This window comes from Gilliamella sp. wkB195, assembly GCF_001690445.1.
In the GTDB taxonomy this organism is placed as follows: Bacteria; Pseudomonadota; Gammaproteobacteria; order Enterobacterales; family Orbaceae; genus Gilliamella; species Gilliamella apicola_E.
On record NZ_LZGP01000025.1, the window covers coordinates 46860 to 60258 of the forward strand.

Genomic DNA, 13399 nt, shown 5'->3' on the forward strand with positions numbered 1-13399 from the left:
CACCTTACTTTATAACGGACGGTAAAAATTCTGACGATTGCATAGATGTTAATTTTGCCGATAAAGTGAACAACCCTTTATTTTCAATACTTTGCCAATCATGTGTAACAATCATTGCAGCAATATTATCTTGTTGAGCTTGTTCTATTATTAAATCAAATAACAAATTTGCATTATAAGGATCAAGAGCAGAGGTTGGCTCGTCAGCTAATAATAACGCGGGTTTATGAATAATAGATCGAATAAAAGATGCCCGTTGCCTTTCACCTATAGATAGTTGTTTCGGATATTTATTCAATAAATGAGCAATATTAAGTTTATCAACCAAATAGTCAAATCGATTAGAATCAACAGGTTTTCGCAATACTTTAGCTGATAACAAAATATTATTTTTAATATTTAAAAATGGAAGTAATCCACCAGTTTGTAACATAAAACCCAAATATTGCGCTCGGATATTGGCTAATTGATTAATATTATTCTGATGAATCACATTAGCAATGTCATAAGTTTCATTATCAACCATAAGATTATAACAATCGACTTCATCTGGCTTAAGAATTAAGCCTATCATCTCAAGTAAAGTACTTTTACCGCAACCACTATCACCTTTAATGACAACCACTTGCCCTGCTTTCACCGAAAGCTCAGGCAAACAAACCTTAAAAAAAGATTTACCGATCGGTCTAGAAATCACCAAATTATTTATAGTTAACATATTTTATGGCAACATTTCTAACGGAATCGGGTAAACGTTTTCTCTAGGGTCACTACCTTCAGATAGTGATATCCAACGATCAACATCAGCATTACATTTTTGGTAATAACGTACTTTACTATTTAGATTACGTATGAATTTTTCTTGTTCAATCCCACTCATACTTTTCCATGTCTCTTGATCAAGACTAGTTACATCACTTTTATACGGAATATTATCTAAATATTCACCTAATAGTCCTAAATCAGCAATTTTTGTGACTGAATCTGATTTTAATTTACTTGGATCTTGCCCCATCGCAGCAGCAACAGAACGTAATTGTGAGAACATATCATCGGCAGAAATTAACCCATCATTAGCAGCATTAGCGATTTTAGTTACAATATCGCTTAAATCACTTAATTGTGATTTAGTTAGTAAAATTCTAGGTTCTGCTGTTGGAATTGTCGGTTTAACAAAGTCTTTATCAGCTATCCAGGCTTTAAAAACTGACGGAGCCTTAGTGCCGTTAGTATCACCTAAATAAGCTAGCTGCATTGCTTTACCTAATAGTAAAGCATCTTTTAACATATTAGAGTCATTATCATCTTTGGCATTAAGGGCATTACCAACTGAAGACTCACCTTTATAGGCTAATTTAACTTGCTCTGATAATGCTTGAGCTAATGAATCTACTTTTTTACCAAACTCATTTACATCGCCAGCATTAACAGGATAATAAAGTGATTTATGAATAAAATCGTTATAGGTCAAATCAGAATATTGCTTTTCGGCCACTTGATGATCTTTTTCACCACTTGGCGTTTTTAAATGTAAAGCATAAATTGCAACACCTTTATGCTGTGCTTCAAGTCGTAATTGAGCAGCATCCATACCTGTACTTGAAAGCTTATCATCGCCAGGAATAGCGCTTGCATCAGTAATTAGAATCATATATCGAGCGCCAAAATTATTCCAATTAATATCATTTAACGCTTGTGCAACGCCCGCATAAGAGTCCTCAGCAAAATAAGTTGTTGAGACCGTGGCTTGTTTAAGAGAAGCACTAAGTTTTTTGAATTCTTCCTTATTTTTTACTTGATTTGGATCTACAAATATCTTACTGACAAACTCCAATTTATCCGAAGCTTTTAAGCTTGAACGAAAGGATACCAATCCAAATTTAACCTGATCTTGTAACTGCTCTTTTTCAATACGCTGATAAACTCGTTCAACAGCCTCTTTTGTTCTCGATATATAAGGATCCATCGAAATCGTTGAATCAATAACAAACACAATTGCAGCTTTGAATGGAGCAACTTGATTAGTATTATCATCCGAAGATGAGGTAGATGGTTTATTATTACTTTTAACGACTGTTTGTTGTTTACTAACTGAAGCAACCTCTAAAATTCGTTCATAAAAACCTTGACCATTCATTACCTCCTCACCTTGTAAAATCGGTAATAAATAAAAATTATTCTTGAAATCAACAAATTCCTTCGGTTCTTGAGCCAGAATCTGTGGTACTGCTTTATTATCTTTTAGTTCGTCTCGAATAGGCTTTAATAACGTTTCAGGATTATCCGCATCAACAATTGAGGATAATGATGCTTTATCTTTAAAAAATAACAGAGGGTCACGATCAACTGGATTTGTGAACACTAAAGTCAATTGCATATTCCACTCAACCGCACATGAATTATTAATCCAACCAACTGTATTGCCGTAAGAATCTGGACCAACATTCAACCATTCTTGATTATTCTCATTTTTACGTTCATAGACATAATAACGAGAAAACGCAGGTACTGATTGGCCTTTAACATCATTAATATTCTTCTTCAATTCACACGTCGGAGTACTAAGAACTCGCTGATAAAGTGTTGTTTTACCTGCTTGCTTTAATGGTTCTAAAGCCGACGTAACTATAGGTAAGCAAGTAAGACTAAATCCGATAATCAATATTGAAATGACTGTTTTTTTCATACCTGCACCTTATTATTTTTGCAATTCAGCTAGACGTTCTTTAGCTAAAACGTTATTAGGGTCATTATTTAATGATGTTTCATACCAATAAATTGCGGTACCTTTATCAACTTTAAAACACTGATTATCTTGATAAAATTTTTCATCATATTCTTTAGCATAAAGTAAAGCAATTTTAGCATTCAGCAAAGACTGATTAGCATATAAACGCTGTGCGATATTACATTTATTGGCTTGTTTTGCTTGATTTATTATCTCAATTATTGCATCCGTATCAGGTTTTGACTGTAAACACTGTTGAATAAAAGATAGATCATTATTGTTTGCTGTTGTAACATCACACTGACTATTCATTGTCGCAGTCAAAGGACTCTGATCTTTTGAAAAGAAGAAATACCATGCCGCTACACTTAGACCAGCTAAAACTAATAATGTGATAAAAATTAGGATAATTATTCCCTTTTTACTTTTTGATTTAACTGGTTGTGGAGTAGAAACTTCTTCTGGTGTAATTGCTGGTTCAGGTTCAAGTTCAGGCTCAGGAGCTGCTTCTATTTCAACTTCAGGCTCGGCAATTACCTGATTTTCTTCTTCAGCAACAGGCATTTCAGTTTGAGGAACAGCAGATTCTGAAGGTGCTTTCGAATCTGATTCAGTAAAATTCGAAACAATCTCATCAGGTTCAATTTTATCTTCTTCTATAGCATCAGATTGTTGAGTATTTAGAGCAGATGACGGAAATACTGTTTTACCAATATTAACAACACCACTATCGGTATAGCTTTCATTTTGCTTATCACGGATCTGAATAAGAAATCTAACACGGTTTTCTTGAGACAATAATGAGTCAACTAACCACTCATCAACTTGGCCAGTTAATTGCTCATTATCTACCGACATATTAGTTAATGTATGCCAATTTTTTTCTGGTCCCCACTGATTAAGACCTGATAAATAATAACCATCCTGGTTACGTTGAATAAGCATATCAATATCGGCACTACCATTCCATTTTTGTGCCAAAAATTTAGCAATACCTGGCTTGTAGCCTTCTAATTCAATTTTTAATGCCATGATATCCTCTATTTCACAATTATAATTTTATCAATATGGATTGATAAATCTTTCATAATAGAAGGTAGTTTAAGCTACCTTTTTTATAATTATTAAATGATAACCATCTAATATAATCACAACATATTATTTTATTTGCGATTGTTTGAAGATAGTTAAAACCTCACCAAGTTGAGAATTTTGTTCTTGACTAATTTCACGCCCAGCGTGATGCCCGACATTTTCTTGTGCCAGCACCGCAAATGCAATAAACCAATCAAATATAGCAAACTGAGAATAATTTTTAGTCTTATCATCAAGCACTGGAAGTGGATGAGATAATTGACTTGAAAATTGGCTCAATGGTGAAGAAAATATAGGTTTACCTTGATTAACACGGCTTGTCGGTATTTCATTTGCTTGCCCTTGAATAAACCCAAGCCAAGCAATAAAGTCGGTCAAAAAGAGATGAATAGAGCTAATTTGTCGAGACTCAAGATCATCACGTTTACTTCCCATATTTTCGATATCTAAAATTTTCTGCGTTAAACTTGCTTCAAGTTTTAAACGGTTAGCGGCAGTTATTAATTCTTCAACAATAAAAGAGAGTGATTTTTGCTCAAGTCCAAAAAATTGTAATATATGTTTATCTAATACAATATTTCTTAAATGCTCCAACCATGCAGTAAATACGTTTTTCGCAAATTTTGATTCAGTAGGTAAACTAGCAACAGCTTTAGGTTTTAGAGGAGAGCTAGAATCGGGGAACAGCTCAAACTCTGTATTTAAACCAAAATCGTTTGAAGAATTATCTAATATATCATCACTACCAGTACTGCTAACTTCATTATTTATATGGCTTGAATGATATAGGGCTCGAATAGTTTGATCAGGCAATTCTAAAACTTTAAGTAGTTCGCCTAATAATAATGCTTTACCTTGTAGTTCTTTTACTACACCACTAATGATTTGTTTTTTCTTACCAAGTTCTTCATCACTGCCAGCTTGATACCAAGTATCAAAACGCATATTGATGATATAATCTATTTTCTCATTAAGTTGCTCAACAATTCGTTGTTGTTTAACTTCAGTAATAGCGACTTGTTCTAAATATTGACTAATTCGACCAATTCCACCATCATTTAGCTTCAACATCGCATCCCAAGCTTGGTCTGGATCGCTTACATACTCTTTAATATCTGGATTTTCAACAAATGTCTTTTTCAAAATTGACATTTCTTGTTGATAATTATCATTATAAGATAGTTCAAGATTTGCCTTGGCGTCGACATTTAAAAACGGTACATCAAATCCAGGTTTACGAACCAAAAATACATTATTAAATTTACCATTATTTGACCAATTGGATAACCAATCATAGCTACCAAAACGTTCTAAAATAGTTTGTTGTAATAATCCACCTTTACCCCAAGTATTACTTAGATTATCTTCTGATTGATGTAATGATGCTCCAATTCTTTTATCAAACATGGTAATAGCCCATAGCAAGCCAGCTTTTTTAGTGGCTCTTTTCTCAGCAGTTTCACCTTGCGTTTTATCAATCCAACGTTCTAATACTGGACCAACATCATTAACATCTGACTGTTTATCTGATGGAGTACAAACAACCAAAACATTCATTTCTTGGCTATCAGTATATTTCTCAAATAGATAAGCAACTTTACCACGCAATAAAAGTTGAGCAATTGGATTACCTTCTTTAACATCAGAGATAGAAATTAAATTTAATCGACCTCGATATCCAGGAAAATCAAGTAAATCGACCTTCTCAAAAGTTGGTACTCGAGTTTGATTTACTAAAGGGAAGATTAATTCTGCGGTTAAAAAAGCTAATTGAGCTAATGATATCGAAGTTGGTATTCCATTAAGTGGTGTAACGGATACAGATGAATCTTTCTCCGTATTTAACCTTTCAAGCATATCAACATTCATTATGCTATCAACCTGTGACTTTTTACCATCATGCTCCTTCACCAATACTGAAAGAGGTGCATAAATAGTATTAGCATGGTTTAAACTTGACAAGGTCGTAGCTAACTGCACATAAATTGCAGTGAGTTCACTTATGCCTCCCCACAACACAGAGAATAAAGCACCTCGGTCTACAGTCGAAAGATAAGGTAGTAAAGACACAGCTTTCTCCCAATACCCCCCTTTTAAACCTTCAAGTGAATTACCAAAGTTTTCAGATAAATAATCATAGAGATCAACAATATCATCTTCAGTTATACCACCCGTATAATCAGATTGTTTTTTATTTTCAGATTGTTGAATAAGTTGATTTAACTCTGAAAATTCAATCTTATTCACAACTTTCTGTTGATCAAAATCTTTAAAATATGCATTAATTAAAATTTTAACAATTTCGATTTCTTGAAAAAGTTTAAGCTCTAGCGGATAGTTGGCAATGCCACCTTTAGCGGTACGACTAAATCGTGTAACAAGTCCCGTTGCCTCTTTACCACCGCCAACAGGATTGACATGATCAATAAAATCTAATATTTCATTATCGACAACGGTTTCAAGCTTACCATTCTCACCCGCAGCTAACGCTGAAATGAGATAAGATTTACCTGCTTGCGACAATCCAAAAAAGCCCACTGCAACAGACTTGGTTGACACATCACCTAATCGTTTTGCGCTATTACGCAAACGACGTAGATCTAGAATTAAGTTATCAGCCTCATTGTTCAAACGCTTTGATGAATCTCGGGTTTGACTCACCCACTCTATTGCTTGTTCTGATGCTTGATAAACCTGTTCCCAGGATTTAGGGAGTTGTTCATTTAAATTTTTCATCGTTTTATCATTCCACTATCAAGCCAATATTGTGTGCTAATTAAACCTGAATTTACCATTGTGTTTAAATTAAGTTTGATATCCTTGGTTTTATTACAAGCACGTCCATCTGAAGCTTTGACATCTTTAATATAAAAATTCTCAACAGTTTTTTGTCGATTTTTAATGCCTAAAGTTACCTCTAAAACCACACCCTCAGCACTCAACCGTTTAGCCACATCACTATTTTCAATAGTCAAAATATAAATTGGTGATGCAGGCCAACGATCGATTTCAAGCTGTTTAAAACCAAGCCTTGTTGTGCCTCTAATTTCGAAAGAATGGTCAGGAAAATCATAATCAGGATCATCTAAATCAATATCTTGATAATAAATATTTTCTTTCTTTATCATGTTTAGATTATCTAACAAACCAATGTATTTGACTGTTGAATATAAATCCATATTCGATGATCTAAAATAGAAATTCGGTAATCTTAAGTTTTTACTTAGAAAACATAACATAGCGCCAACAGCAGCCGTTGTTTTTGGATCATCAATACGTTCTTGTTTATGGAATGGATACCATCCACCTGTATAATAACCATGTAATGGTAATATACGTCCTACTGGCATTGATAATCGTGAACGGAAATAACTTTGTACACCAGGCAGCCGCGAAGGACGGCCAGTTAATAACAATACATCACATTGATAACAACTAATAATCTCTGATAACGCATCAAACGTTTTACAAATATTGTAATAATCACCACGAATAAATAAGTGATGAATACGTTTAAGGTCAATTTCCACATTTAAATCAAGCACAGAAAATTCAGGATTATTTAATGCTCGACTAATCGGTTCATTGATAAAATTCAGAACATGATCGGTCATCGCATTATTTTGCAGTAATTCACTAAATGTCATGTTATAAACATGCTGCTCAGCATGTAATGGATCATAAAGCTCATAAAGCTTTAATACATGCAAGCCTACTGGCGTAAACAGTTGTAAAGTTAATTGTTGGCGCAGTACTGCATCTTGTATTGATACCTGCTGAGAACCAATAATAGTAGATAAAATCGGATTAGGATCTGCAAGCCCAGCTTGTTTTAGGCCATTGTTTAGCGAAGATAAAACAGTATCTTGAATAATATCAAGTAAAATATCATCACCAGCGACTTTAAATCCATCACGAAAACGTTGTGTCGGAACAATGTAAGCATTACTGCCACTAAGCTGTTTATTAGCACCATAATCAAGTTCATAATCATTTATAACTAAATCAGTTGTGCCACCACCAATATCAACGGTCGCAATCGTTAATTTTTGTTTATTGGTTTTATCTGGTCTGACCATTGAAGCGATAAACTCTTCTGATCGACCATTATAATTGTTTTGAGTTTCATTAAAGAGATAGACCACTTGGCCACAGGTCGCTTCATCCCACTGAATGTAAATTTCAGGGATGTTTGGCCATATACTTTTTAATTGTTCAGGATCACTAAAATCTATATCATCGTCAGAACTATCCCAACCTAAACTTTTCCATACCAAACCGATAGCTTGATAAACACAGCTTTTAAAGATAGCTTGTTCTGGTTTTGGCATCGCTGGGGGGATAGTAAGAATAATTGAACGTAAATTACGAGGCGTTCTAGCGTGTTCAAGCTTATTACGCTGAGCAACACTATTTATTTGCATTAAAGCATGCATTAATACTTCACATAGCATAAATGTCATTAGTGAGCTACGTGAATATTTTGGATGAAACACAGGCATTTTACGATCAAATTCTTCCTCAATTTCATTACTGAGGACATGCAGTGCTTCACCATATTCATTAATTAAGCTAGAGAACGGCTCTGCCGTTGCAAAGGGTTCATGATCGCTCTTCACATAATGAGAATTGAATCGCCAACCTTGCTCATACTTCTCCTGATCCCACAAATAACGTTTTGGACTTGAAAGCCCAGTTGCACCTTCGTTCCCTTCACGACGACTAGCTAAACGACTGGCTTCTTTTCCAACTCGTACAATACTAGGCCAGCGGAAAGTATCACGTCGTCCACTTTGTAAAGAAAAGTGCTCTTTACCAAAAAAGGTTTGTGCAAATTCTACTCGGCTCTCAAACGGTTCATTATAGATATGTTCAGGTTGAGTTAAATCCCGAATTTCAAGCTCATAGCGACGATTTAAGCTATCTTTATCTTGAACGTGATCTTCAATTAGTATTCCACATGTTCTAGAATTACCAACATCTAAAATCATATCAACAGGAATTGATTTAACCACATCATCTCGATTATTTGAGACAATTTTGATTTTTGGTAACTGTAATGAATCAGCAAGCAAATTAAGAATATTTAAATAATGACCATAGTAAGCTTTATTATTTATTTCTAACTCAATATCATCTTTATGAATTTTTAGTCGCTCTGGTTGGGGCGCTAACTCTTGAAATAGATCAATTAACCAACTGGTGATCCACTTTTGCTCTAAGTACCAAGCAACTTGATCTGAACGATGAGCTAAACTAAAAACAGCTCCTGTTTTGACATCATTTTCAGTCGGCGCTAAATAAGCAACGTCCTGCATATTGCTGAAAATTTTTGTATCGAAGGCGAATGTAATGCGGTGTGTATTGCCATCAGCATCTTCACCTTCTGGTATACTAACAATTCGAACTCGACTCCAGTTATGCGGGCCTTTATCAAAACGCTCTGGTGGCATTGATCTTAAAACTGGCACAGGTAACCAAATGCCATCAAACAGTTTTAATGATTGGTCAACACTTATCTCTTGAGTTGGCGTAACAGCAAAAGAGAGATTATCCGGCGCAAAAAATTTACCACTATCGATATCTTCAATTAATCTAACTAGTGCTCCGCTTTCTGATGGATCAATAAAACAGCCATTAACTTTACTTCGCCATTTATTATCTTTCCAATCTATTTTTAATGCAAAATCAAGAAACTGAATTCCACTATTCATGATAAGTGTGACTTCTTGACCATAATTGCGTATTTCTGGAAGCATATACAAACCTATTGTTTTTTCATCGTAATTGGGAATGAAGTCCCGTTATCATAAACTCCCTGACAATCAGCTTGATTATTTTTGCCAGGTTTACACTGAATATTTGGTAATTTATATTTAGTATTATCACTACAAGTAGCTTCGGTATTACCCACAATATTTAAATTCGCGTTTTGAATCCCACTACCGACCTTACCAACACATTTGACGCCATCACTACGAGTAAGCGTCACTTCACCATTGCCTTGATTAAAATTATAACTTAATTGTAATGGTTTACCGGTTGCTTTATCTTGAATACCGGCTCCAACTGACCATTGGCCATTTAAAAAGTTCGTTGACCCTTGCTTTAATGCATCAGTAGGTAAAGCTAAATTTTGGGATTGATTAGCATTGGTATCAGGTGAATTACCTTGATTAGAAGTGTTAGCTTCAGAATTATTAACGACATCTGGTGGTGTCGTTTGAGCATTTTTATCGTCATTATTCTGACCATTTTGATCCACGTTTTTATCATCAGGCGAATTAGGATTATTCGGGGTATTATTATCTTCACCCCCTTTATTTCCTTGATCACCTTGATCACCGTTATTTCCTTTATCATCAGGATTATTTGCATCAGGAGGCGTAGGTTGAAGTGGATCTGTAACACCATTTGCAGTATTTTCTACTGTTTCATTTGGAGCAGCAGGTGGTACAGCTGAATTATCAACAGCAGCAGAATCGGTAGGAACTGCATTCACTGCATTAGGATCTACAGCAACAGTCCGATTTGATACGACACCATTAACCACACCAACAGGTCTGTTATCTATGATAACTTCTTTAGGTTTTTGCTCAGGATCCAGTTTATTATCCTCTGGTTTTTTGAGTTCTTCTGGTTTTTCTTCTTTCTTTTCATTGTTAACAACAGAAGGATTAACTTTATTATCTATTGAGATATTTGGATCTAAAGTTATACTTGGTTTTAACCAATAACCTTTTAACCACAGCAACGCTAACAATAGTAATAAAAGGAGTAATAATCCCAATAACCAAACCCACCAACGCTTCCACCAAGGCTTTTTAACAACAACAGGTATTTTTTGAGAAGGTGCGGGTGCTGTACTTCTAAAGGCCTCTAAACAATAAAATGGCGAAGTCGCTTGTGGTGTTTGCGGATTAACAAAGCCCCAAAAAGTAATAACGGGTTTGCCATTAACAATATAAACAAACTGATTGCTAGGAAAGCGTATCGCCATCAAATTAGGTTCAAGGCTATCTGCGCTTTGTTTAGGATCATAGATAAGCCGACTAAAAAGTAGTTGGTCACCTTCTAAATTGGGGTTTCTAGATAATTTTTGACCTAATTCGATAACTTTGTTTTCAAAATCTTTAAGCAAAACTAGGGCAGATTCTTTTTCTGATTCACTAGCTGATGTCCAAGGAACAATATCATATTCCCCATCAGGTGAGTCTGAATCGAAAGGGATATACCAATCAACAATATTACCCTGATCATTACGTTGTGGGATAGCTAAACAATCTGAGTATTGACGCCCTAATTTGACTCGAAACATTTCTCGAATTTGAGAAGCAACAAGATAAGCTGCTTTACCATCATGCCCGAGCATTTTAAAATCTTTTATATCACCACTTCGGAGTAATGTGTTTGCCATATATTTCCTGATATTCCTTTAAATTACTTATATTTTTTGTAATTATTATTTAATTAAATCAATTCTATCAGAAATAGCAAGTTGTTGTCATTGTTAACCCAAAAGATAATATGATTTTTTTGTCATATTTAATTCTTTATAATGATTTAAGCTATAAATATTCAATTAATTAATGACTAAATTGTTAAATTAGACCTCAAAAACCCGTTCCTCAACTTTTTTTTGATTTTTGTTTTAAAAATTCTTCATCCGTTAACACTCGTAGTGGTTGCATATCACTTTCTCCTCTTATAACCAAAGAAGGATCAGAACGTAAACACGCACCACCATAATGGCCACCAACGGTGAAAGTACAAACTTGCAAATAACGATCATCAACTTTTGGCAAACACCATAATTCTTGATAAATATTTTCCTGTTTTGCAAATCGTCCAACAGTTTTATCCAACACTTGTTCATGACTACCAACTAACTCAATATCACTACCTCTGCGCCCAGCAATAGGCTTTATTGCATAGCCTTTTTTGATTAAGTTGTCATTAAGTTCAAATGTAGATTCAAGCAAATAACGATGATTCGGAAATAAAGACCATAATACAGGTAAAATAGCTTTATTACTTGGAATTACAGTCCATAAAGGCTCAAAAACAGATACCTCAGGCCGCAGCAATACATCAATTAGTCTTACCGCATTTTCAGGATGCCATGTTCGAATCGGTAATCCTGCTACTTGTGCCTCACTTTCTTGGCGTAGTTGTTCAAGTACGGTTTCCCATGCCCACGTTTTCCAGACACAGGTAACTTGACGATCTTCATCATCAACTAAACGTCCGCGTTTATCCCATCTTAGCCCGGTTAGTCCTCGTAAAATTTTACTTTTAAATCCAGCTTGGGTCAGGGCCTTTTGCATAAATAGCGCATGATAATTTTCCTCATTGTCATTATCTTGCATAATGTGTACAAATGCTTTTGCGTCGCTATGCTTCCAACAACTCGCTAAAGCATTGAGTAATCCTGCACTCGGGTTTACCCCAACATTTAATTCGGCTTGGATTGCCCAATTTTCCAATATTTTTCCAGCTTCGGTATGACATGATGCAGAATCAGCATTGTATTCATAAACTTTAAAGCCTCGCTCATCCATACAAAAATCTAATCGGCCAGTGATCATTTGATAACGCCGTTGCTGCCAAGATAACCGAAGTCTAGGCCAAAGAATTTCAGGAATATTGAAATTGCATAATAAATTATCATCTTTTAATACTTTATCTGTCGCATGTAAATACATTAAATGAAGCTCATTTGTGGCACGAATAAGTTCCTGTTCTGCACTCTCAGAAATAGTGAAATAACGATATTGATCATCATGACTGATAGCATGACCAGTTGCTGATACATAAGCGCTTTCTAACGGATCGTTTTCGTTTAGCCATTTGCCATCAAATTGACCATGATTTTCAATGTGTACGCTGTGGATTTCGAGTAAGCGCTTATTAACTTCAGGTTGTGGTAGGCTGTGAAGTGTATTATCAGTTTGAATCATCCAACCTAAAATTTTAGTATCATCAAAAGTATCATGTAAATAAAAGCCATCATCAGATACGGTCATCTCCAACTCACGCGTCCATTGCTGACCAATAGGAAGTCGGGTATGGATAACATTTTGTTCCGCAATTCGAATTTTATTATCAAAAACTTCAGTAACAATAGCAACATGGCCTGTTCTATCAAATATACCGCCATCATCCCATATTAATAATGCTCCTGCTTCTGGCATTTTTTTACTGCCGTTAGCAAATGCTTGTAATGGTAAAATAGCTTCATTGATAACCTGGCGAAGAAACCTTAATGAGAAAATTTCATGTGCCATGCCAACATCAGTAAAAACAATACCATAATTTAAAAATAAAAATCTTCTGGCAAATTCAACACATTGCCACTTGTACCCCATATACTCATGACCAGAATAGCTTCGAAATGAAGCATCATTAGGAAATTGTTCAGGATCTAATGTTTCATAATCAGATGAATAAATTGCGACACCACCTGGTGCATAACCAAGTAATGTACCAAAAGGTTCTTTATTAGCGGATTGGGATGACATGTTATTTTAGCCTTTTAGAATAATAGTAAGGTAGGTTTTACTAAGCTATGTTAGA

7 protein-coding genes are annotated in these 13399 nt (G+C 34.9%); all 7 read right to left on the reverse strand.

All coding sequences use genetic code 11. The features are described from left to right. Window positions 1-4: 4 nt before the first annotated feature. The 7 genes from A9G08_RS06375 to gss all read right to left on the reverse strand — a co-directional run bounded on the left by A9G08_RS06375 (window position 5) and on the right by gss (window position 13344). Entirely contained in the window at window positions 5-718 is a 714-nt protein-coding gene (locus tag A9G08_RS06375; RefSeq protein ID WP_065562895.1) for an ABC transporter ATP-binding protein, read from the reverse strand. A 3-nt stretch (window positions 719-721) separates the two neighbouring features. Then, window positions 722-2686 carry a vWA domain-containing protein gene (locus tag A9G08_RS06380; protein ID WP_065562896.1) on the reverse strand — a complete coding sequence of 655 codons (1965 nt, stop codon included), beginning with the start codon at window positions 2684-2686 and terminating at the stop codon, window positions 722-724. Between the two features lie 12 nt (window positions 2687-2698). Beyond that, entirely contained in the window at window positions 2699-3760 is a 1062-nt protein-coding gene (locus A9G08_RS06385) for a hypothetical protein (RefSeq protein ID WP_065562897.1), read from the reverse strand. 126 nt (window positions 3761-3886) lie between these two features. Continuing rightward, on the reverse strand, window positions 3887-6559 hold the full coding sequence (locus A9G08_RS06390) for a putative virulence factor (RefSeq protein WP_065562898.1): 2673 nt from the start codon (window positions 6557-6559) through the stop codon (window positions 3887-3889). Continuing rightward, window positions 6556-9582 carry a virulence factor SrfB gene (locus tag A9G08_RS06395; protein WP_065562899.1) on the reverse strand — a complete coding sequence of 1009 codons (3027 nt, stop codon included), beginning with the start codon at window positions 9580-9582 and terminating at the stop codon, window positions 6556-6558. Before A9G08_RS06395 ends, A9G08_RS06390 begins: the two co-directional genes overlap by 4 nt. Window positions 9583-9590: 8 nt before the next feature. Next, complete coding sequence (locus A9G08_RS06400; protein WP_065562900.1) at window positions 9591-11240, reverse strand: SrfA family protein; 1650 nt, start codon at window positions 11238-11240, stop codon at window positions 9591-9593. A gap of 211 nt (window positions 11241-11451) precedes the next feature. After that, on the reverse strand, window positions 11452-13344 hold the full coding sequence (gene gss / locus A9G08_RS06405) for a bifunctional glutathionylspermidine amidase/synthase (RefSeq protein WP_065562901.1): 1893 nt from the start codon (window positions 13342-13344) through the stop codon (window positions 11452-11454). Window positions 13345-13399: the final 55 nt, after the last annotated feature.

Excerpts from the sequence above, each read along its gene's own strand:
- A9G08_RS06385 (WP_065562897.1), bottom strand. The coding sequence starts at position 3,760 with ATGGCATTAAAAATTGAATTAGAAGGCTACAAGCCAGGTATTGCTAAA.
- gss (WP_065562901.1), bottom strand. The coding sequence starts at position 13,344 with ATGTCATCCCAATCCGCTAATAAAGAACCTTTTGGTACATTACTTGGT.
- A9G08_RS06400 (WP_065562900.1), bottom strand. The coding sequence starts at position 11,240 with ATGGCAAACACATTACTCCGAAGTGGTGATATAAAAGATTTTAAAATG.
- A9G08_RS06390 (WP_065562898.1), bottom strand. The coding sequence starts at position 6,559 with ATGAAAAATTTAAATGAACAACTCCCTAAATCCTGGGAACAGGTTTAT.
- A9G08_RS06395 (WP_065562899.1), bottom strand. The coding sequence starts at position 9,582 with ATGCTTCCAGAAATACGCAATTATGGTCAAGAAGTCACACTTATCATG.
- A9G08_RS06375 (WP_065562895.1), bottom strand. The coding sequence starts at position 718 with ATGTTAACTATAAATAATTTGGTGATTTCTAGACCGATCGGTAAATCT.
- A9G08_RS06380 (WP_065562896.1), bottom strand. The coding sequence starts at position 2,686 with ATGAAAAAAACAGTCATTTCAATATTGATTATCGGATTTAGTCTTACT.